Origin of the sequence: Dysgonomonas sp. UBA7630, assembly GCF_002483985.1 — a bacterium.
Taxonomy (GTDB): Bacteria; Bacteroidota; Bacteroidia; order Bacteroidales; family Dysgonomonadaceae; genus Dysgonomonas.
Genome location: NZ_DLIY01000034.1, coordinates 49,170 through 70,936, shown reverse-complemented (window position 1 = coordinate 70,936; position 21,767 = coordinate 49,170). Strand labels below are relative to the sequence as shown.

Genomic DNA, 21,767 nt, shown 5'->3' with positions numbered 1-21,767 from the left:
TATAGTTTACAATCTACTTTTTCTTCTTTTTTATTCCCTCAAATATAAGGTAAGCAATATTTTCTCTTTGCGATTCGGTTTGCAGGCTCTCTGCTCTAATCTGCCCTCTGATGTAAGGCACTTCCAATCCTTTGAGCGCATGGTGAAGTATTTCCGCTGTAGCTTGAGTGTCGGGCATCTCGAAAGTACCCTCTTCTACTCCTTTGTTCAGAATATCTTTCAGTACCTGAATTTCTTTTCTATCAAACGATTTCCTGACATTTTGGACACGCCAGATATCACGGAAGAAATCAGCTTTCAATGTACCATTCCTTGCCACAACATTTTTCACTGCATCAAATCGCGTATAAAAAAACAAAAGAAGTTTCTCGTCTGCAGGAAGATTCTTATTTGCTACAGTCTGCAAAGCATGGAACATCTGATCGAGCTCCGTCTCCAGAACCGCCTGATACACCTCATTCTTATTATTGAAATATGTATATAGTGTCCTCCGCCCTTTGTGCGAAGCTACTGCAATATCATTCATGGTGGTATTTTCCACCCCCAACCTTGCAAATAGCTGACGAGCTACATCTATCAGGATATTTCGGGTTTTGTTTATGGCCATAAACTAAATTTGCACACAAATATTACAAGTGTGCAAATTTAGCATAAAAATATTGAATACATAAGATTTTCCTTTGGTTTTATCACTTTTAGGAATTTTATACATACAGAATAAATATAAGGCCACTCATGCTTTTTATCCTGTCAACTACGTATATATCAATAGCAAATGCTTAATATAATCAAAATAAACAAGTCATTATGGGAGGTTCCGGAGGGTTAAAAACCTCTCTGTCTCATCGCCTCGAACGTTAGGATGGCAGTAGAAACAGATACATTGAGCGAATCGATCTTGCCCCTCATCGGAATTTTTACACGATGGTCGGCATTATCGAGCCAAAAGTGAGTCAGACCATCGGCTTCTGTACCCATGACGACAGCGGAGGGTTTAGTAAAATCAGTATCCTGATACCATTGCGAAGCGTTTAGTTCAGCAGCATACGCTTTTATATTTCTGTTTTTCAAATAGCTCAATGCTTCCTGAGATGTACAAACGGCTGTCTGCACAGTAAAAACACATCCTACGCTAGAGCGTATTGCATTCGGATTATAGATATCAGTAGCTGGATCGCAAACAATTACTGCATCGGCTTGCGCTGCATCGGCCGTACGTAAAACAGCTCCTAAATTACCAGGTTTTTCTACAGATTCGAGTATAATAAGAAATGGGTTATCTGAAATTTTAAGGTCTGCCAACGTATGTCCTTTGGGTTTAGCCAAAGTTAACAGCCCGTCAGAACCTTCACGATAGGCAATTTTTTCGAAAACGGCTTCCGAAACTTCAAATTTTTTATTGTCAGATATAGATTCAAGAACATCGGGATAATCTGTTTTCACAAACAATTCGGGACATACAAACACCGAGTCTACCTCATAGCCCGCCATCAGAGCAAGATTTAATTCTCTAGCTCCTTCTATTATAAATAAATTTTGCTCTCTTCGTTCTTTTGCTTTCGAAAGTTTTACAATATTTTTTATCCTCGAATTTTGCAGGCTGACAATTTTTTCCATTATATCCTAATTGTTATCATAATGCAAAAATAAGAATTAATTACCGACAAAATCCTGTTATTTTATACCTTTGTAAGCTTTATTAGACAATCAATTTATATATACAACTCTAAACGATAATTATTTTATGAGATATATCTGGATGCTTTCCGTTGGTATTCTATTCTTAATAAGTTGCAGCACAAAAGGAAAAAATAAAGAAGAGGTTCCAACCGAGCCAAAGAAATATACTCGTTTCAACGGGAATTACAATCTCACATTCAACGATTTACCCGACTTACACATAGAGGCTGCCGAAGCAAACGGCGTTGGGCCTTTGGAGACAAGAGCAGATACGGCATTATATCAAGACAAGCTTGTACGTATCCCGATAGAACTGGATATCTACCGTGTTGATAAGCTTACACACTCAATGCCTTTTCTAGTTCCTAAAGCAGCAAATTTACTATCCGAAATCTGTATCAACTTCAGAGACTCATTAATTAGTAAAAAAATGCCGCTTTATAAGCCGATCATTACGAGCATAACACGCACCAATGATGATGTAAAAGGGCTAAGTAGAAGAAATAGAAATGCAAGTGATAATTCTGCACACCGTTATGGAACAACAATAGATATAGCGTGGACACGATTTGACAAAGTGAACCCAACAGACAGTCGGGTTTTGGACGACGGCAGACTAAAAGCCATATTGGGTCAGGTTTTGCACGATCTGCATGAACGCGACAGGTGTTATATCAAACATGAGAGAAAGCAATCTTGCTTTCATATCACGGTAAGATAATTTTTAAATAAGCAATTAGCCGACTGCTAAAAATATGAGACGCTACTTTATATACCTTGCATACAATGGAGAGAATTACTGTGGTTGGCAGATACAGCCGAATGGTGTATCGGTACAAGAAACCATAGAGAAGGCTCTCACAACGTTACTGCGTACTCCGACAACAATAGTGGGTGCAGGGCGTACCGATGCGGGTGTACATGCGCGAATGATGGCAGCACATTTTGACTATGAGACTGCAAATCTTGATTTGCCCCTTCTTGCAAAAAAACTAAATAGCATACTCCCTAAAGATATTTCGATATATAATATTGTAGAAGTAAAACCCGATGCTCACGCACGTTTTGATGCAACAAGCAGACTATACAGGTATTATATCACTACAGAAAAAGATCCTTTCTTGCATCATTTGAAATATAAAGTACATGGAAATCTTGATATAGATAAGATGAATGCATGTGCTGATATCTTATTCGAATATGAGGATTTTACGAGTTTTAGCAAGTTGCATACCGATGTAAAGACGAATAATTGTACCATTCTAGCTGCACAATGGGAGAAAAAAGGCAATGATTACATCTTCACCATCAAGGCAAATCGCTTCCTGCGCAATATGGTACGCTCCATAGTAGGCACATTGCTGGAAGCAGGAAAAGGGAAGATCGGTTCGGGAGAAATGCGAAGGATTATAGAAGCTAAAAACAGATGTGAAGCCGGAATATCCGTTCCGGGGCATGCTCTTTTTTTAGAAGAAATAGAATACAATAATGACATTTTTATACAATGAGAATAAATATTCTTAGCGGCAGGACATTAAGAGGGTTCATGGAAAGTGAAAAGTCAGGAGGACTTGTGCTTATCGTTTGCACAATCGTCTCCATACTTTTGGCAAACTCATCATGGATTGGAGAACAATACAGAGGCATCTGGGAATTTGGAGTAGGAAGCCATAGCGTTGCCGAATGGATAAACGATGGTTTGATGGCGGTATTCTTCCTATTGGTAGGACTTGAACTTATACAGGAAATATATGAAGGAGAACTGTCTAATATAAAACGTGCGATGCTTCCGATATCCGGCGCATTAGGCGGCATGTTAGTACCGGCAGGTATTTATATGTTTCTCAACCACGGGACACCTACCCTATCGGGTTTTGGTATTCCTATGGCTACGGACATTGCTTTTGCATTGGGTATTTTATCCCTGTTGGGTAATCGTGTGCCTACTTCCTTGAAAGTGTTCCTTACGGCTCTGGCTGTAATTGACGATCTGGGAGCAATTATCGTAATTGCCATATTTTATACATCCTCGCTGTCGTGGGTTAGCTTGCTGATGGCTTTAGGAATATTTGTTCTTTTATTATTGCTGAATAAAAAATTCCATGTCAATAATATGATCCCTTACATTGTCGGGGGGATCATCATGTGGTATTTTATGCTCAACTCGGGAGTACATGCCACTATCGCCGGTGTATTATTAGCGATCACGATCCCTTTCAAGAAAAGGGAAAAGAAATGCATGTCGAATCGTTGGCAACACTTTTTGCACTACCCTATAGCTTTCGGAGTATTACCTTTGTTTGCTTTGGCCAATACAGCAATGATAATAGAAGGAAACTGGGATCAGTCGATAGGTGAACCTTTCGCACAGGGTATCCTGCTAGGGCTCATTGTAGGAAAACCAATCGGAATCACTCTCTTTAGTTTTATCTTTGTGAAAACAGGTATTTGTGCCTTGCCAAGAGGAATCAATTGGAAGGGGCTATTGGGTGCCGGCATGCTTGGAGGAATCGGATTTACAATGTCCATTTTCATTACCCTGCTTGCCTTCGATGATATACATTATATCAACGAATCAAAATTGATGATACTGCTGGCGTCGTTGGCTTCAGGTATTATCGGCTATACATGGCTAAACTTCGTGATGAAAAAAGAAAGAGAACGAATTTCGTAGATAATAAGATTTAAATAAATGTGGCTAGCTCTCGCCTTTGTTTCAGCGTTCTTTCTTGGATGCTATGATATTTGTAAAAAAAAATCAGTAGATGGAAATGCTGTAATCCCCGTATTATTTCTTAATACTCTTTTTTGTTCCTTACTGTTACTTCCATTGGTGGTTATATCAAAGATATCACCCGATTCTCTGTACGGGACAATCGGATATGTGCCCTCTGTTTCGATAGAAACTCACGGATATATTTTTGTAAAATCAATTATTGTACTTACATCATGGATATTCGGCTATTTCGCTATAAAACACCTTCCACTGACAATTACAGGACCCATAAACGCTACACGCCCCGTTATGACTCTGGTGGGAGCATTGCTGATATTTGGTGAGAGGCTCAATTTATATCAATGGATAGGAGTGATTATCACTATTATTTCATTCTTCCTGTTATCCCTTTCGGGCAAAAAAGAGGGAATTAGCTTTCACAAAAACAAATGGATACTCTTTATGATTCTGGCTGCTATAGCCGGTGCAGCAAGCGGACTATACGATAAATTTCTGATGCAGAAATTCAGTTCTACCGCAGTTCAGTTCTGGTTCAACTCGTACCAATGTCTACTGATGCTGATCGTGATGGTTGTACTATGGTATCCTAAAAGGAAGAATAATACTCCCTTCAGATGGAAATGGAGTATTATTCTGGTTTCTGTTTTCCTTACAATAGCGGACTTTGTGTACTTCTATGCCCTTACAGACCCGGATGCAATGATCTCAATCGTATCTATGGTAAGGCGCAGCAGCGTGCTTGTTTCTTTTGCCGGAGGAGTACTCTTATTCCATGAAAAAAACTTAAAAGGAAAAGCGATAGACCTTGTTTTAATAATCATAGCAATGTTTTTCCTATATTTGGGGACAAAATAATTCGATACAAAATGAGAAAGTTTATACTTGCAATTATTATCATATTCAGTATTGTTTCCCGAGTTTCGGCTCAGGATCTGAAAACAATTTTTCTTGCTATGCCCGAAAACATGATTACAGGACTAGATGCAGCCGGAAAAGAAAAACTACTTTCCAATCCGAATGATACTACAGGCATTACAGCTCCAAGGGGTTCTTTTGGAGAAGTAGAAAGAATTAGTATTTCTTCTGATTACATATCTCTGCAAACTTCCGAGGCCGGAACAGTTCAGATAAAGCTTTTGCCTTTGATAAACGAGTCGAAAATAATTTGCGTTGTAAAGACTGTTTGTGGAAAAGCGTGCGATAGCCAAATACAATTTTATACTACACAATGGTTTCCAATACCTCAAAATGATCTGTTTCCGAAGATAAACAAGGATACTTTCATTATAGCAAATACAGACAAGAATAGCCAGGAGTTTCGCAACGCTTATGCTGCACTGGATATGAATCCGATAACAATTGATCTTTCGCCCGACAGCACATCGTTAGAAATAAGTTACGATATAGAGAATTATCTTACCGGCGAAGATTACAAAATGATAGAGCCTTTCCTCATCGAAAATCCTAAACGGTATACATGGGATAAGCTCTCTTTCAAGCCCGAATAAGAGCTACCAGTTTAGCACATGGATAGAATGACATGCTGCTAATGCGGCTGTCTCGGTACGCAAGCGGCTTTCCCCTAAAGTAATAGGTTGAAAGCCATTTTTTATTGCCTCTTCTACTTCCTGCTCCGAAAAATCGCCTTCAGGGCCAATCAAGATCAGAACATTTTCCCCTAATTTATAAGCATCCTTCAACGATTTCTTTTCAGAGGGGTAGCAATGAGCGATAAATTTTTGACCTTCAAAATCTTGTTTAACAAACTTCGAAAAAGATTGCATTTCATCCAATTGAGGAAGGATTGCTTTCTGCGATTGCTTCATTGCCGAAACGAGAATTTTCTCAATTCGCTGAAGCTTTATTTCTCTGCGCTCCGAATGGTGACATAGAAGCGGAGAAAATCGATCTACACCTATTTCTGTTGCCTTCTCGGCAAGCCATTCAATGCGATCTATATTTTTTGTAGGGGCAAAAGCAATATGAATATTACAGTCCCAGTTTTTGTGCTGTACTATTGTTTTCAGGATATTTACGTGACAATGTTTAGGGTTAGCCTGTATGATTTCAGCATCATAAAAGCTCCCTTTCCCGTCTGTTAAAAGAATCTCATCCCCCTCCTTTTTACGCAGTACCTTTATACAATGTTGCGCTTCCTCGAGAGGTAATTCGGGATTACTCAATATATCGGGTGTATAAAAAATTGTCTTATCCATTCTTCTTAAAAATCAGATCCTCTTTACAAAGATACATACTTCTTCATAAAGAGGACACTACCAAAATGTTTAAATCACTTACTTCTATTCTTCAAAAATAATTTTATTCGCTCCTAATTCTTTTATTTTAGCTAACGACTCTACATGAATCCCCAGCTCGCGCAAGCGTCGTCCACCGTCCTGAAAGCTTTTCTCGATGATAAAGCCCATACCGTATAGTTCAGCGCCCGACTGCTTAATAATATCATATACACCTACCGCAGCATTTCCGTTTGCAAGAAAGTCATCAATAAATACCACCTTATCGTCCTTTGTAAGAAAATCACCACTGACCGATACGGTATATTCCTTGTCTTTTGTAAAAGAATATACTGTAGTAGACAACATATTCACCATTGTTTTAGGTACGGCCTTCTTTACGAAAACAACAGGCAGCTCGAGTAAGTATCCCAACATAATAGCCGGAGCAATACCACTGGCTTCAATTGTAACAACTTTGTTGATAGGCATATTCCCAAAACGACGAACAAATTCAACGCCTATCGATTTCATCAGGATAGGATCCATCTGATGATTGATAAAACTATCTACTTTAAGGATTCCCCCTTCAAAACTTTTTCCGTCTTTTAGAATACGATCTTTAAGTAATTTCATTGTAATATTTTTTATTCCTTAATACGGATAACAACATTAGCGATTATAGCAACGACACCTCCTGTAGTAATACCGGACGAGAAAATACCGCTTATGGTAGCAGGCATCTGCGAAAGAATATTAGGGACTAGTTCAACTCCCAGCCCACATGCAAAGCTTACTGCAAGTACGAGTATTGCTTTTCTGTCGATATCCTGAGAAGCAATAATACGCACACCTGATGCAGCTACTGTACCGAACATCAAAAGCGTAGCCCCACCCAATACAGGCTCAGGCATAATAGAGAATATACCTCCAACAAAAGGGAAAGCACTCAGAATAACCAGAAATGCGGCAATATAATAACCTACACGACGACTGGCAACACCTGTCAACTGTATCAAACCATTATTTTGAGCAAATATTGAATTCGGGAAAGAGTTGAGCACCCCTGCCAAAGCAGAATTTATACCATCGGCCAATACGCCTCCTTGTACACGTTTCATAAATTTAGGACCTTCAATAGGTTCTCCACCAATCATCGAGTTGGCTGTAATATCACCATAAGCTTCTATCGAAGTTATAAAGTAGATAAGAGCAACGGCGATGAATGCCGACAGGTCAAAGCCCAAACCGTACTTAAACGGCTGAGGAATTGTTATTGCCCCTATCGCTCCCATCTTAGAGAAATCTACCCAGCCCATAAAATAAGCAGTCACATAGCCTATTATAATACCGATGATAATAGAGCTCATCCGGATATATTTATTTCTTATACTGTTCAATACAAGTATAGAAACAAGAACAAGAGCTGCCAAACCTAAGTTCTGCATACTGCCAAATGATCTTGCACCCTCAACACTCATAGCATTGAAACCTCCTCCACAAGAAATAATCGCTACTTTTATAAGAGAGAGTCCTATCATTGTAACCACTATACCTGAAACTAGGGGAGTGATAATCTTTTTTGTATATTTAAGTAATCGGCTAACTATCATTTCCACAGGTGACGCGGCGATACATACTCCGAATATAGCGGCAAGTATAGCAGCTTCGCCCATATCACCTTTGGCGGCAAAACTAGCGGTAAGCGCACCAATGAAGGAGAAACTTGTTCCTTGTATACAAAGCAGTCCACAACCTACAGGGCCAAACTTACGGCATTGCACAAATGTAGATATACCCGATGCCAATAAAGCCATAGAAACAAGAAATCCTGTTGTTTCGACAGTAAAATTTAAAGCTTGAGAAATAATCAGCGGAGGGGTTATGATAGCTATAAATATAGCCAAAAGGTGCTGTAGACCGGCAAAGACAGCCTCTTTAAATGGAGGATTATCTTCTATCTGATAAATAAGATCTGTTTTGCGAATCGGTTGGATAAATTTATCAACCTCATTTTCTGTCATTTCCATTTGAGCCTCCTTCTTTTTTGATTATTAACCTTTTATATTCATCGATTCCATATTGAAGCTATATACTTCTTCAATTGGAATAGCATTTTTTTCTATAGTATTGATATCTTTAGCTTCTTCAGTCCACAAAAAAGGGAAAAAACTATATGCATAGTCAGGGCGCAGATGCATTACATCCTGTTGCCAGCCATCCCACCTCATACCGGGATAAAATTCATCCATATCTGTCTCGAAGCAGAATAAAAGAAACTGGCTATATTCCATTTCCAAAGGAATCCATTGAAGCATATCGGGAGCAAAGTAGTACAGGTTTCCGGTGTCTTCTCCAAAAAAACCTCCGTTAATTGCATAAAACCCACCGATAGCATCGTCTGCAACCAATAAATATGGAGCAGGTTCTCCAAATTCAGAAAAAGATTTACCCATATTCCAGTCGGGAAGAGTTCTTTTCATACGATCACTACCTGATCCAAGAATACGAATCCATCCATTGTCGATTAATAGCCCGCCTGTTTCGTAGATAATTGCTCCCATCAGAGAGCGTGTGGTAACTTGTGTGTGTATCAGACTTTTTTCGGCTCGTTGACGCTCGCAAGGCAGAATTTCCACCTTGTTTTTGGCCTGATCAATCCATTTTTTTACAATCGGCCAACCCGGGTCTTCCGTGTTTACAAGCTCTTGTAGCGTACGCATTGGCACATATACTGATGGTAAAACGTCGTTTACCTCATTTTTAATTTAAGGTGCAAAAGTAGTATATTTATAGATATTCTCTAAATAATTAATGAAAGAATAATAGAATATATCCGGACACACTACCAAAGATACATTTAAACAATTGATTATAAGAACAAAGAGTCAACCTAATCAATTATAAAAGAATACAAAATAGCAGCTGTTTGCAGTATTAAAAATCCCATTCAACAAAAAAAGAATGTCCAAGTTCTGACAATTTTTATTAAATTTATACCCATAAAAGCGTGAAATACTGTATTTTTAACCATTTCCTAATTGCTAGGATTACTGAAGGGTTAAATTATATTCACAAATAATAGATTATATAGAGTATTCATTTGTAGATAAATAAACTATCCACATGAAATAGTTTTGTCTAAAAAGAAAGTTCTAGTTCACATATAAAATAAACATAATGACTCATTTACCATCTATAATTAGCGATTTAGCTTTTATATTGATAATTGCGGGAATAATAACCATCATATTCAAATGGTTAAACCAACCTTTAGTATTAGGATATATAGTTGCAGGATTCTTGACAGGGCCGCACTCCAGTTTTTTCCCTACAGTTACCGATTCAGAAAATATAAGTATCTGGGCAGAGATTGGCGTTATATTCCTCTTATTTGGTATGGGGCTTGAATTTAGCTTCAAGAAACTTATAAGCAACGGAAAGACAGGATTTATAACACTCATCATGATTGCCATAGGGCTCGGTGTATCCGGTTACTTTATAGGGTTATGGCTCGGATGGGGTACGTGGAACAGTCTTATATTGGGCTGTATGCTCTGTTTGTCGTCCACTACTATTATCGTAAAAGGATTCGAAGATCCGAAATATAGAGGCAAACGTTTTACAGAAGTAGTTTTCGGCATACTTATATTTGACGACCTTTTTGCCATCCTCGTCATGGTATTTATGGGAACGATTGCCGTAAGCCGCCACTTTGAAGGCACCGAAATGTTGCTCAGCTTAGGAAAATTGATCTTCTTTATGGTCGTATGGGTTGTATGTGGTATCTTCCTTATACCTACCTTTCTCAAAAAAGCAAAAAAATGGCTCAATGATGAAACACTGCTTATCATTTCCTTAGGCTTATGTTTGGGTATGGTAGTATTTGCTACAGAGGTTGAACTTTCTTCGGCATTGGGCGCATTTATCATGGGATCTATTTTAGCAGAAACAATAAAGCTTGAGAAAATAGAAACCCTCACCAAACCGATAAAAGACTTTTTCGGAGCCGTCTTTTTTGTTTCGGTGGGTATGATGATGAATCCTACCGTAATACAAGAGAACCTCGTGAGTGTAATCATTATTACATTGGCTGTTTTATTAGGAAAAATAATATTCACTGCTATAGGAGCACGCTTATCGGGCGAATCGATGTTAGTATCCATTCAGTCGGGGTTCAGTATGGCTCAGGTGGGTGAGTTTGCTTTTATCGTGGCAAGTTCGGCGATAGCCTATCAGTTGGCCGACAATTTTATTTATCCTATCATTATTGCCGTTTCTATACTTACTACCTTTACTACTCCATACCTTATGGCTGCAAGCATTCCTTTCTATAATTGGATGATGAAAACCATACCCGACTCATGGAGGCAGAAAATACTTGAAAAAGACGAAAGGCTTGAAAATCCTAAAAATCAAAGTGACTGGAGTGTATTTTTAACTAATTACATATCGAATGTCATTGTTTTCATATCATTATGTATTGGTGCTATTATCGTTACATCGAGCTTCATCGCTCCATTTATCAACGAACATATGGCAGAACCTTGGGGAAATATTATTTGCCTTGTAATCACTTTTCTAGCTATCTCTCCAATTCTCAAAGGGCTTGTCTATAGAGGAGGGCAACAGCCTTACCTGATATTGAAACTTTGGCAACGAAGTGTAAAAAACCGGATTATACTATCTTCGTTAATACTCCTTCGGTTTATCATTGCTTTTGCTTTTATCTATGTTCTTTTATGGCTGTTTCTAGCTATCCCTGTTTGGGTATCGGTACTGATTGCAGGCGTGCTTATCTTCCTTGTGATACAGTCGAAGCACCTGCTCAAGCTATATTGGAAAATAGAATACAGGTTTGTAGTAAACTTCAACCAGAGGATATTGGAAGAAAGACGAAGAAATTCCCTAAAGCAGAACGATGGAGTAGTCGTTTACGATCTCGACAATACAAACTGGATAGAAAGCAACCTGTATGTAGGGAAATTCAAACTGGAACCCGGTTCTGAATATGAACATAAAATGCTTAAAGATACCGACTTCAGACAACGATACGATCTGATCATTATTACAGTACGCAGAGGCGAAGAAGATCTATATTTTCCGAACGGAAACTTTGTGCTAGAGTCCGGCGACCTGCTCTTAGTGGCCGGAAACATTATGAATATCGACCGCCTGATGACTATGAAGAATTGCATAACAATGTTTAAGAGCACCTTGCGTACAATACACGAATTCTCTAAGCAGCAAGACAATGATCCGCATTCCAACATCAAATGTATATCGCTCATCGTGGAAGAAAATTCTGTTCTGAACAACAAAAGCCTATACGAATCGGAAATGGGCAAAGAAAAGAAATGCTTTGTCGTGGGATTTGAAAGTAAAGGAACAGTTAAAATCAACCCTCCGGCAAATACAACCTTCTCTACAGGGGATATTTTATGGATTATCGGGGATAAGCAAAGTATATATGGTTTTGTAAAAGAGAATCTTCATCTTTAAAAAGTTAGAAAGGTAAATCGGGGTATAATTTTTTTAGCAACAACAATAATGAATATTTACAAAGCAACTTTGGATGATATTGACGATCTGATCCAACTTCGGATTGATTTCTTGACAATGGATCAGGGACGTTTATCAGATCAAAACGAAAAGGATATCCAGTCTCAACTAAAAGTTTATTTGGCAAAACATATCCCGTTGGAAGATTTCATAGCTGTGATAGCTAAACACCCAACAGGCAAAATAGTATCTGCCGCATTCCTTATCATACAAGAAAGGCCTGCAAACCCTTCTTTTATAACGGGATTGACAGGTACATTGCTAAATGTCGTTACTTATCCTGAATTTAGGCGCAAGGGCATTGCTTCACAGGTTATTGGGGAGATAATAAGTGAAGCGAAGCAGAAAGGGGTTTCTTCTATCGATCTGAACGCAACAGATGACGGTAAGGAACTATATAAAAAATTAGGTTTTGTTGAGCCTTCATATACATCCATGCGCTTAAAATTATGACAGACAAAAACAATCATCTATTTTTGTCGTTATATTTTAAACATTTTGATCGCAATATATGCTGATTCAGTTTCTTTTTATACTTGCCGCAATTATTGTAGGCGCGCGTTTGCAAGGTATTGGACTTGGAGTGATGGGTGGTCTCGGATTAGCTATTCTGGTCTTCGGGTTTGGCCTGGAGCCAACCTCCCCTCCTATCGACGTGATGCTGATGATAGTCGCTGTAATAGCAGCAGCGGGCTGTATGCAGGCTGCAGGCGGGCTCGACCTTATGGTATCCCTTGCCGAAAAATTCCTGCGTAAACACCCGCAACGGATCACACTGTTCAGCCCAATCGTCACATATCTATTCACATTCGTCGCCGGAACGGGACATGTAGCCTACTCCGTATTACCGGTGATAGCCGAAGTAGCACGAGAAACGAAAATACGCCCCGAGCGACCTCTGTCAATTGCCGTAATTGCTTCACAACAAGCCATAACCGCCAGCCCAATCTCTGCGGCAACGGTTGCGCTATTGAGCATGCTTGCCGGATACAATATATCCTCACTAAACATCCTAATGATAAGCATACCTTCAACCCTGATAGGTGTATTGCTTGGTGCATTAGTGAGTATGCGTATGGGGAAGGAATTACACGAAGATACCGAATATCTTAAACGCCTCCGTGCAGGAATGTTCAGCCAAGATAAAGTCTCCGACAAAAAAAAATATAGTCTAAAAAGTAAAGCAGGGTTATCTGTCCTTATCTTTATATTGGCTACCGTTCTCATTATTCTTTTCGGATCTGTAGACGGCTTAAGACAGATAGGAGGTAAAACGCTGAATATGCCCATCATTATAGAAATACTGATGCTTTCGGCTGCTGCACTGATTCTGCTCTTAACACGTACCGATGGTATAAAAGCGGCTCAGGGGTCTGTATTTGTTGCAGGAATGCAAGNNGGGAGATACTTTTATCAACGGCAACATGGAGCAACTTCGTACTTCTATAGAAGGGGTTGTTACCTCCATGCCCTGGATATTTGGTGTCGCCTTATTTGTTATGTCTATTCTATTATACAGTCAAGCTGCAACCGTACGGGCATTGATGCCATTAGGTATTGCTCTGGGTATATCGCCCTGGATGCTTATCGCATTGTTCCCTACAGTCAACGGGTACTTTTTCTTACCCAACTACCCAACAGTAGTGGCTGCTATCAACTTTGACCGTACAGGAACAACCCGCATCGGACGATGGGTACTCAATCACTCGTTTATGCTTCCGGGGCTAGTGGCTACGATCACCGCTGTGTGCGTAGGGTTATTAATCATTACTTTAACAGGTTTATAAAATATACAAAATGAAAACAGAGAAAGAAAAAATGCTGGCAGGCGAATATTATGATCCGGGAGATACCGAATTGATTACACGCTGGCATTTGGCAAAAAAACTAACACAGCAATACAACCAAACAGCGAGCGACGATAAGGAAACGCTAGATAAATTGCTCGGTCAGATCCTTGGATCGAAAGGAGAAAACGTTTGGATTACTGCACCTTTTTATGTCGATTATGGTGAAAATATCCATATTGGAGACAATTGCGAAATCAATATGAATTGTGTGTTTCTTGATTGCAACAAAATAACAATCGGGAATAATACAGGTATAGGTCCCAATGTACAGATATACGCTGTTTCGCATCCCGTAAACCCGAATGAACGCTTATCTTACAATACCGATGAGAATGCAGCACCTTCGTTCTGGAAAATAGATTCGGCACCGGTAACTATCGGTTCTAATGTATGGATATGCGGGGGATCTATTATACTTGCCGGTGTAACTATCGGCGACAATACTACTATCGGAGCAGGGAGTGTGGTCACAAAATCGATTCCAGCAAATTGTCTTGCAGCAGGCAATCCATGTAAAGTAATAAGAGAATTAAAGTAAATTGAGTTTGCTTTTCGTTTTTTTAATTACATTTACACCGATACTCTACAACAAAACATTATTACACCAGAAATAAACTGTAAAATATTGCTTAAACCACTCCTCAAATATTACATCACAATATTCAGCTTTATCTGCTTACACTTTACTTCGCTAAATGTATTGGCACAAGATAATGCGGATGATTCTATACCTGTGCGCATTGGGCAAAATATAGAAAAGCCTATCTATTCTAACGAAAAGAAAAAGCACAGTTCGTTTTATACCTGGGCGTGGGGAAAACATTACAGAGACGTATACTACAAACCCATCACAGCCAAAGCAGTATCTTTAGATTCATCCTATGGAGGGCTATCCATTATCAGCGAACGCCCGATGCTTCATGCGTTTATTCTGAAGAACAAACGAGACCAGCTATTTATGCTAAAGCCACTTGGCGGCTCATCAAGCTTTTTGGAGTCCAAATTTTTCAGGGATGTATATCATCATGAAGATTTTAAAGATACATATCTGGATGATTTTATTACTGAAGCGTATACAATCGTTCATCCATATATGTTTCTTGTGTCGGAAAAGTTGGCAAGGTCGGCAAATATTTGTTCGATGAATACCCGTATTTACTACATGCTTGACGACCAGACGGACACGATTATAGACGATAATCAACTAAAGAATAAGCTCGTGAGTATATCAGAGCTGCCTGCTTTGAAGAATAAAAAGATTCTCACCAATGTAGAGACATTAATAGATAGCCTCCACAGCACGAGTCCTACATCAGTAGATCAGGACTTATATATCAAGATGCGATTGTTTGATATGCTTATCGGCGATTGGAACAAAGTATCGGAAAACTGGTACTGGATATCAACTCAGAAAGGTGATTCCGTTATATATCAACCCCAGGTGATAGACAGAAGCCATGCTTTCTCCAAAGTAGACGGTTTTCTCTTCAAAGGACTATTAGGAATGCTGGGTGTCGGCTTTATTACCAACTATGAAGCTCCTATAAAAAATATCAAGAAAATAAACACACTGGCTCAGCCTCTCGATATTGCAATTACGCAAAGAAGCACAGCCGAAGACTGGCAAGAGCAAGCACGAATATTAAAATTAGACTTAACAGATAGGGATATAGACAATGCGTTTTCGGCACTACCGAAGGAAATGCAAAATGAGGATATCAACAAACTAAAAGAAAGACTTAAAGCCAGAAGAAAAAATCTGGAGGATATCGCTTTGAAATATTATACTACTTTACAAAAGAATCCGGTTATAACGGGTACAGATAGAAGCGAGAAGTTTGTAATAGATCAGAATGGAAAGGAATTGCACATACGCATCTTTGATAAAAACACCAATAAGCTAACTTTTTATAAGAAATATTCACCAAAACGGACAAAAGAAATATGGCTATACGGACTAGGAGGTGAAGACAGCTTCGAAGTAAATAAACGGAGAAGAAATATTGCGATCTTACTTATTGGAGGTAACGATAATAACGACTATGAGGTAAAACAAGGTAATAACGTATTTATTTACGAGTCGAAGTCGGAGAAAGAACAGCTAAAAGCCACCAAGAACGCAAAAGTAATTATCCCTAACGACGAAAGTGCATTGGAGTATGACTATCAGCGATTGAGACACACATCACTTTCTGTCACTCCGATAGGAATCTATGACTCCGATTTGGGTTTGAATCTCGGGACATCCTTTTCGTACACCGTATACGGTTTTAGGCGAGCTCCTTACACTCGAAGACATCAGATAAGCTACGATTTAAACAATGGGTTTATATATCAGGGAATTTTTCCAAGCTATGATGAGAAAAAGAGCCTGCACGTATTGGCTCTGGTAGGTAGCCCTTCTTATTTTAGCAACTTCTTCGGGTTCGGCAACAACACGGATGGTTATAAAAATGAGAACAAGAATTACAATCGTGTTAATATCAAAAAGTACATGTTAAAGCCGTCTTTGTATTACAATATAAACAAAGACCAGACATTCAACATCTACACTTCCATAGAATCGTATAAAGTGAAGAACCCTAAAAATCGTGATCGCTTCATCAATACATTCTACGATGATGATAACTCCATATTCTCTACCAAATACTTTGTTGATCTTGGGGCGGCGTATGAGTTCAATAAGAAAATGCAATCTTTTGTTTCGTCTGTCAAGTTCTCCGTTTCGTCGGGTTGGACTGTAAACGTAACCAAACCTCAGAACAATTTTGCTTATACAACAGGAGAATTCGGGTTCAATCTTAAACTAACAGACAGAATTACTTTTGCTACTCTACTTAAAGGAAAAAGCCTGTTCTCTGACAAATATGATTTCTTTCAGGCAGCAACAACCGAGCTGAGAGGATATCGGAGCAACCGCTTCATCGGTCGTCATTCATTCTATCAATATTCGGATATACGGCTCGATATGGGACGGCTCAACAATCCCCTCACTCCGCTTAACTATGGAATATTTGTTGGGGTAGATCATGGACGTGTATGGTATCCTGAAGATGTTTCACAAAAGTGGCATTCCTCTTATGGAGGAGGATTCTGGCTAACATTACTGCGCAAATTCACAGGTAAATTCTCTTATTTTGGTTCGAGCGATGCCAACAGGCTAATGTTTGAGCTTGGTATGGGATTTTGATTTACAACCCGAATAAGGAATAAGCTTATTTACAATTACCTTTCTGCTAACAAAGCTATCTGAAAGTCCAATAAATCTCGCTTGGATAAAAAGTAACTCCTCGATATAAAGTAATAATAATAATTTACTGCTTGAAACATTGTATCTAAATACTCCTGATCAGAGTCCGGATTTTTTGAATAAGACCAATTTCCTCCGAAGTAATTACTCAGGTTATCATTCATCGTTTTTGTAATTTCCTGTGCCAAAAGATTTTTTTTCAAAAATTGTTTTAGCTCTTGCTTCAATATTATTTCCAATTCGGAAAACTCTCTAAATATATCTTCCACCTGTTCATCTGATGTTGCCCGCCCCAAGGAATCGGCTTGTTCTGTAAACTTCGAGAAAAGCTGGAACTTTTTTTCGTAACCCATATCCTCATCAAAAAGAGTAATATATTTAGTCTTCAATTCACTTTCGATCCCTCTTATTTTCGCCTGATTATAGAAAAAGCGATAAATAGCTATATCGTTCTTTTTTATTTCTGCCTTAAGAGCTTGCATTTGGGCATCTAGTTTTACCTCCAACGCTCCGGCTTCCTTTCTCATATATTTCTTTCCATCATATTCAAACCTTTTGATAGGAACTTTCTTTGTGTAAATATTATTCAACGTGTTTCTATCTGCTTCTATCGAAATATAACTATAGACCATATCAACCTTTTCTTTCGCAAATAATCTATCCATTGCCTCTATTTGTGAAAAATCTGTTATCTCCGATAGGTCAAATGGAATAATATTCTTTTCATCATAATAACCATTATACTGTTTTGGAAAAGTATTTTTATTATAATCGTCTATAAACTCTTTCTTAAATTCGTCTATAGTCAACCGTCTGACATCTTTGTCGAACGTAGAATAATAAAAGACTTTTACAGTCATTTTTTTCTCGATTGTACCATCATTCGAAAACAAATCTATTGCCAGATTATTCTTTACACTATCCTTCGTGATATTAAGCTCTATCAAGGCATTTACTCTTTCCTCTGTAGTTGGATGCGAAGCCCATTGATCATCTACATTTAGCTTAGACTTATTGTATTTCCTGGGGTCTTCTAATGCAACCAGTGGTAAGTTATTTTTGAGTGGCGTATTATTTTCCTTTACAAGAATATCTAAAACAAACAATTGATCTTGATATAGATTCTCACTTATTATCTTATCATCGCTCTTCTTTTCATAAAAGTTGATCGCAAGATTATAAGCATGTTGCGCAAGATCGAGCCTCACCAATGATTCCTGAAGTGCTAGGCTACCTGCTACATTAGCAGCTACCTGATCGGCGTGAAATTCCATTTCTCTTGATAGTGCTAAATGTTTCAGGTTAACATAATCATATAATTTTCTCAATACCCACTGAATTCCCTGAATCACTTTGACGGCTATAATCACAAAAATAGAAAAATAGCCTGTGATACTCGCCCAGCCACTTATCATCTTGTCGAACGACTCATTTTCGTACAGCATGTTATAGATTACCTGATTCACGTTGTATACATAGCTGCCTACACTCATACTGCGTTGAGAAAAGTGCCCGAACTCATGGGCTAGTATTGCTTTCAGTTCTTGTTCTGTAACTGTATTTACAAGCCCCATGCCTATTTGCAGATTTTTAGAAATAGGGAAAAACATACTCCAGAAACTGGAATCATAAAATACGGCAGCATTTACATCACTCGACATATATACTTTCTTAGGAAACTTTGTTCCCACCTCTACTACTATTTCTTCTATCATACCAAACAACCGAGGATAGTCTTTAGAGGTAATTTCTTCTAAATGACTCCTATCTACGGAGTGTTCTTTAAATAAAAATTTAAATAAGAAAAACAGAATTATAATTCCAATACTGGCCAACCCTATTCCTAATAAAATAGTTATAAATTTAGGAAAGTTTACTATAAGCATAATACCCCCATAGGCACATAATGCAGTAAGCATTATAGCGAGGATAAGCAACATTATATAAACAATAATGAAAACGACTATAGAAAAAATAGCACCAAGTGTTTTCTTCCTGAAATTATCAGATAACTGTATGTTCATAGTATAATAGATATAGTTTTATTTCTACTTGAGAAAACAAAAATATTAAATAAAATGAGATACAAAACAGGCTGCGTTTTATAATCCATAATTTATCTTATATCAGTTACTGATCAGAACAAAAAGGTGACAGATAAAGACAGGCTAAAAAGTGTCACTTTTGTCACCTTTTATTCTCAAAACATCCAGTAATAAACTTACAATGTGACACTTAATAAGAATTTGGGATTATCGTATAAAAATCGCATTTTGTCACTTTTAAAACTTTATGATGTTGGAAATAAAAAAGATGTTGGAATAAGTTCTTTTTCATAACTGTAAAAAATAATGTAGATTTGTATCTGTAATACTTTCAGTAGAAATTTGTAACAAAAAAATAGTTAGCCCGTGAAAACAGAAAATGAAGACAAGATAAGCGGATTACCTGAAAACGCTTTTCATGAGCTCAAAGAGGGAGAAGAGTACAACCCCATAATGTCTCCCAATAAGCAATACAAAGAAGTTACGCCATGGTCGGTTATGTGGGGACTGCTGATGGCCGTTTTGTTTAGTGCTGCAGCAGCCTATCTGGGTCTGAAAGTAGGACAGGTATTCGAAGCCGCTATCCCTATCGCTATTATTGCCGTAGGGCTATCAAGCGCCACCAAGCGTAAAAACGCACTTGGAGAAAATGTTATAATACAATCCATTGGGGCAAGTAGCGGGGTTATTGTAGCCGGCGCTATATTCACCCTGCCTGCACTTTACATCCTGCAAGCTAAATATCCCGATATTTCGGTCGATTTCTTTCAGGTATTTCTTAGTTCACTGCTCGGAGGTATATTAGGAATCTTGTTTCTTATTCCTTTCCGCAAATATTTTGTTTCCGATATGCACGGAAAATATCCTTTCCCCGAAGCTACCGCCACTACACAAGTACTGGTATCGGGCGAAAAAGGAGGAGATCAGGCCAAGCCCCTTATTATGGCGGGGCTGATAGGTGGACTTTATGACTTTGTTATAGCTACATTCGGCGCATGGGGCGAAACCTTTACATCGCGTGTAATCCCCTACGGTGAAGCCTTAGCCAATAAAGCGAAGATGCTATTCAGTGTCAACGTTGGAGCAGCGGTTCTCGGCTTGGGATATATAGTAGGATTAAGATATGCCGCTATCATCTGTGCCGGTTCGGCATTAGTTTGGTTCGTGCTTGTTCCTCTTATGCCATTATTAGGAGATACGACATTGCAAATGTTAAATCCCGCAGCTTATTTGCCCGGAGGAGGGCTTATTGATGGAATATCATCAGCCAGCCCTGAAGTGATATTCTCATCTATGGCACGCCATATTGGTATCGGAGGTATCGCAATGGCGGGGATAATCGGTATCATTCGGTCATGGCCTATTATCAAAAGTGCTGTAGGACTTGCTTCTAAAGAATTTAAAGGAGGGAATAAAGATGCATCGAAGATAGATAAGCGTACCCAGCTTGATCTCCCAATGAAAATAATTTCTATCGGAGTAATAGTAGCGTTGCTTGCAACATTCATTTTCTTCTATCTGGGAGTAATGCATAATCTGTTCTATGCTGTTATTGCTATTCTTGTTGTAGCCATAATTGCTTTCTTATTCACCACTGTAGCTGCCAATGCGATTGCCATAGTGGGTACAAACCCTGTTTCGGGAATGACACTGATGACCCTTATCCTTGCCTCTGTTATCATGGTGGCAGTAGGACTAAAAGGTACTTCGGGTATGGTAGCAGCCCTGATTATGGGAGGGGTAGTATGTACGGCCCTGTCTATGGCAGGTGGATTTATAACCGACCTAAAGATCGGTTATTGGCTGGGAACAACTCCGGCTAAACAACAATCGTGGAAGTTTCTAGGAACACTCGTTTCTGCTGCAACAGTAGGAGGAGTAATGATCATATTGAACGATACGTACGGCTTTACCGGAGAGGGTGCTCTTGTAGCTCCACAGGCTAACGCAATGGCTGCCGTTATAGACCCTCTGATGTCGGGTACTGGTGCACCATGGATACTATATGGCATTGGAGCATTGATCGCCCTATTGCTTACATTTTTCAGAGTACCGGCTCTTGCATTTGCCTTAGGAATGTTTATCCCACTTCAACTGAATGTGCCGCTATTGGTTGGTGGTGCAGTAAACTGGTATGTAGGCAGTCGTAGCAAAGATAAAGCATTGAATTCGGCACGATTGGACAAAGGAACATTATTGGCATCAGGATTCATTGCCGGAGGTGCTTTGATGGGTGTTGTTAGCGCAACCTTACGTTTCGGAGGAGTTGATCTGGTAAATAAAGAATGGTTAGACTCTGCAGGCTCACAATGGCTCGCGTTGTTGATGTATGCCGTAATCATATTCTATCTGGGCTATTCATCAATGAAAGCTAAGAAAGGCGGACTGAAATAAGACGAGATATATGTT

At 38.8% G+C, this 21,767-nt stretch carries 17 protein-coding genes and 1 pseudogene; 11 read left to right on the top strand and 7 right to left on the bottom strand.

What is annotated here, in order from left to right; translation table 11 throughout:
* Positions 1–13: 13 nt before the first annotated feature.
* Positions 14–607 carry a TetR/AcrR family transcriptional regulator gene (locus B3P17_RS13560; protein WP_135106597.1) on the bottom strand — a complete coding sequence of 198 codons (594 nt, stop codon included), beginning with the start codon at positions 605–607 and terminating at the stop codon, positions 14–16.
* A gap of 218 nt (positions 608–825) precedes the next feature.
* Positions 826–1,617 (bottom strand): TrmH family RNA methyltransferase, encoded by a 792-nt coding sequence (locus tag B3P17_RS13555; protein ID WP_252637058.1) that lies wholly within the window; start codon positions 1,615–1,617, stop codon positions 826–828.
* 127 nt (positions 1,618–1,744) lie between these two features.
* Between B3P17_RS13555 and B3P17_RS13550 the strand changes: the two genes are divergently transcribed.
* Genes B3P17_RS13550 through B3P17_RS13530 form a run of 5 tightly spaced genes read left to right on the top strand, consistent with a single transcriptional unit; the run spans position 1,745 to position 5,925 of the window.
* Entirely contained in the window at positions 1,745–2,401 is a 657-nt protein-coding gene (locus B3P17_RS13550) for a DUF5715 family protein (RefSeq protein ID WP_006841542.1), read from the top strand.
* Between the two features lie 34 nt (positions 2,402–2,435).
* The gene (gene truA, locus B3P17_RS13545; RefSeq protein WP_252637056.1) at positions 2,436–3,188 is read left to right on the top strand and encodes a tRNA pseudouridine(38-40) synthase TruA; all 753 of its coding nucleotides are present in this window, start codon (positions 2,436–2,438) and stop codon (positions 3,186–3,188) included.
* Positions 3,185–4,354, top strand: a complete 1,170-nt coding sequence (gene nhaA / locus B3P17_RS13540; protein WP_252637055.1) for a Na+/H+ antiporter NhaA — start codon at positions 3,185–3,187, stop codon at positions 4,352–4,354. Before truA ends, nhaA begins: the two co-directional genes overlap by 4 nt.
* An 18-nt stretch (positions 4,355–4,372) precedes the next feature.
* Positions 4,373–5,272 (top strand): EamA family transporter, encoded by a 900-nt coding sequence (locus tag B3P17_RS13535; protein WP_252637054.1) that lies wholly within the window; start codon positions 4,373–4,375, stop codon positions 5,270–5,272.
* Positions 5,273–5,283: 11 nt separating this feature from the next.
* Positions 5,284–5,925: a DUF3256 family protein gene (locus tag B3P17_RS13530; protein ID WP_252637053.1), complete on the top strand. Its 642-nt coding sequence runs from the start codon at positions 5,284–5,286 to the stop codon at positions 5,923–5,925.
* 3 nt (positions 5,926–5,928) lie between these two features.
* On the opposite strand, the gene B3P17_RS13525 is transcribed toward B3P17_RS13530, so the two are convergent.
* The 4 genes from B3P17_RS13525 to B3P17_RS13510 form a co-directional block, all read right to left on the bottom strand.
* The gene (locus tag B3P17_RS13525) at positions 5,929–6,633 is read right to left on the bottom strand and encodes a 16S rRNA (uracil(1498)-N(3))-methyltransferase (RefSeq protein WP_291105870.1); all 705 of its coding nucleotides are present in this window, start codon (positions 6,631–6,633) and stop codon (positions 5,929–5,931) included.
* 84 nt (positions 6,634–6,717) lie between these two features.
* On the bottom strand, positions 6,718–7,287 hold the full coding sequence (gene xpt / locus B3P17_RS13520) for a xanthine phosphoribosyltransferase (protein ID WP_135106583.1): 570 nt from the start codon (positions 7,285–7,287) through the stop codon (positions 6,718–6,720).
* An 11-nt stretch (positions 7,288–7,298) separates the two neighbouring features.
* A complete protein-coding gene (locus B3P17_RS13515) occupies positions 7,299–8,681 on the bottom strand; it encodes a nucleobase:cation symporter-2 family protein (protein WP_252637049.1) in 1,383 nt (460 codons plus the stop codon).
* A gap of 24 nt (positions 8,682–8,705) precedes the next feature.
* A complete protein-coding gene (locus B3P17_RS13510) occupies positions 8,706–9,374 on the bottom strand; it encodes a DUF2625 domain-containing protein (protein ID WP_252637048.1) in 669 nt (222 codons plus the stop codon).
* 457 nt (positions 9,375–9,831) lie between these two features.
* Between B3P17_RS13510 and B3P17_RS13505 the strand changes: the two genes are divergently transcribed.
* The 5 genes and pseudogenes from B3P17_RS13505 to B3P17_RS13485 all read left to right on the top strand — a co-directional run bounded on the left by B3P17_RS13505 (position 9,832) and on the right by B3P17_RS13485 (position 17,253).
* Entirely contained in the window at positions 9,832–12,153 is a 2,322-nt protein-coding gene (locus tag B3P17_RS13505) for a cation:proton antiporter (RefSeq protein ID WP_252637046.1), read from the top strand.
* A gap of 48 nt (positions 12,154–12,201) precedes the next feature.
* On the top strand, positions 12,202–12,666 hold the full coding sequence (locus B3P17_RS13500; protein ID WP_252637044.1) for a GNAT family N-acetyltransferase: 465 nt from the start codon (positions 12,202–12,204) through the stop codon (positions 12,664–12,666).
* A gap of 58 nt (positions 12,667–12,724) precedes the next feature.
* Positions 12,725–14,000: pseudogene (locus tag B3P17_RS13495) on the top strand (anaerobic C4-dicarboxylate transporter family protein).
* A gap of 10 nt (positions 14,001–14,010) precedes the next feature.
* Entirely contained in the window at positions 14,011–14,601 is a 591-nt protein-coding gene (locus B3P17_RS13490; protein WP_006841553.1) for a sugar O-acetyltransferase, read from the top strand.
* Positions 14,602–14,688: 87 nt separating this feature from the next.
* On the top strand, positions 14,689–17,253 hold the full coding sequence (locus B3P17_RS13485) for a hypothetical protein (RefSeq protein WP_252637040.1): 2,565 nt from the start codon (positions 14,689–14,691) through the stop codon (positions 17,251–17,253).
* Positions 17,254–17,288: 35 nt separating this feature from the next.
* Here B3P17_RS13485 and B3P17_RS13480 read toward each other — a convergent pair whose 3' ends face one another.
* Positions 17,289–19,337: a M48 family metalloprotease gene (locus B3P17_RS13480; protein WP_252637039.1), complete on the bottom strand. Its 2,049-nt coding sequence runs from the start codon at positions 19,335–19,337 to the stop codon at positions 17,289–17,291.
* A gap of 387 nt (positions 19,338–19,724) precedes the next feature.
* On the opposite strand from B3P17_RS13480, the gene B3P17_RS13475 reads away from it, so the two are divergent.
* Entirely contained in the window at positions 19,725–21,752 is a 2,028-nt protein-coding gene (locus B3P17_RS13475; RefSeq protein WP_252637037.1) for an OPT family oligopeptide transporter, read from the top strand.
* Positions 21,753–21,767 lie beyond the last annotated feature (15 nt).

Bases quoted from the DNA above. Each gene is read 5' to 3' on its own strand.
- B3P17_RS13560 (WP_135106597.1), bottom strand. From the start codon at position 607: ATGGCCATAAACAAAACCCGAAATATCCTGATAGATGTAGCTCGTCAG.
- B3P17_RS13555 (WP_252637058.1), bottom strand. From the start codon at position 1,617: ATGGAAAAAATTGTCAGCCTGCAAAATTCGAGGATAAAAAATATTGTA.
- B3P17_RS13550 (WP_006841542.1), top strand. From the start codon at position 1,745: ATGAGATATATCTGGATGCTTTCCGTTGGTATTCTATTCTTAATAAGT.
- truA (WP_252637056.1), top strand. From the start codon at position 2,436: ATGAGACGCTACTTTATATACCTTGCATACAATGGAGAGAATTACTGT.
- nhaA (WP_252637055.1), top strand. From the start codon at position 3,185: ATGAGAATAAATATTCTTAGCGGCAGGACATTAAGAGGGTTCATGGAA.
- B3P17_RS13535 (WP_252637054.1), top strand. From the start codon at position 4,373: ATGTGGCTAGCTCTCGCCTTTGTTTCAGCGTTCTTTCTTGGATGCTAT.
- B3P17_RS13530 (WP_252637053.1), top strand. From the start codon at position 5,284: ATGAGAAAGTTTATACTTGCAATTATTATCATATTCAGTATTGTTTCC.
- B3P17_RS13525 (WP_291105870.1), bottom strand. From the start codon at position 6,633: ATGGATAAGACAATTTTTTATACACCCGATATATTGAGTAATCCCGAA.
- xpt (WP_135106583.1), bottom strand. From the start codon at position 7,287: ATGAAATTACTTAAAGATCGTATTCTAAAAGACGGAAAAAGTTTTGAA.
- B3P17_RS13515 (WP_252637049.1), bottom strand. From the start codon at position 8,681: ATGGAAATGACAGAAAATGAGGTTGATAAATTTATCCAACCGATTCGC.
- B3P17_RS13510 (WP_252637048.1), bottom strand. From the start codon at position 9,374: ATGCGTACGCTACAAGAGCTTGTAAACACGGAAGACCCGGGTTGGCCG.
- B3P17_RS13505 (WP_252637046.1), top strand. From the start codon at position 9,832: ATGACTCATTTACCATCTATAATTAGCGATTTAGCTTTTATATTGATA.
- B3P17_RS13500 (WP_252637044.1), top strand. From the start codon at position 12,202: ATGAATATTTACAAAGCAACTTTGGATGATATTGACGATCTGATCCAA.
- B3P17_RS13490 (WP_006841553.1), top strand. From the start codon at position 14,011: ATGAAAACAGAGAAAGAAAAAATGCTGGCAGGCGAATATTATGATCCG.
- B3P17_RS13480 (WP_252637039.1), bottom strand. From the start codon at position 19,337: ATGAACATACAGTTATCTGATAATTTCAGGAAGAAAACACTTGGTGCT.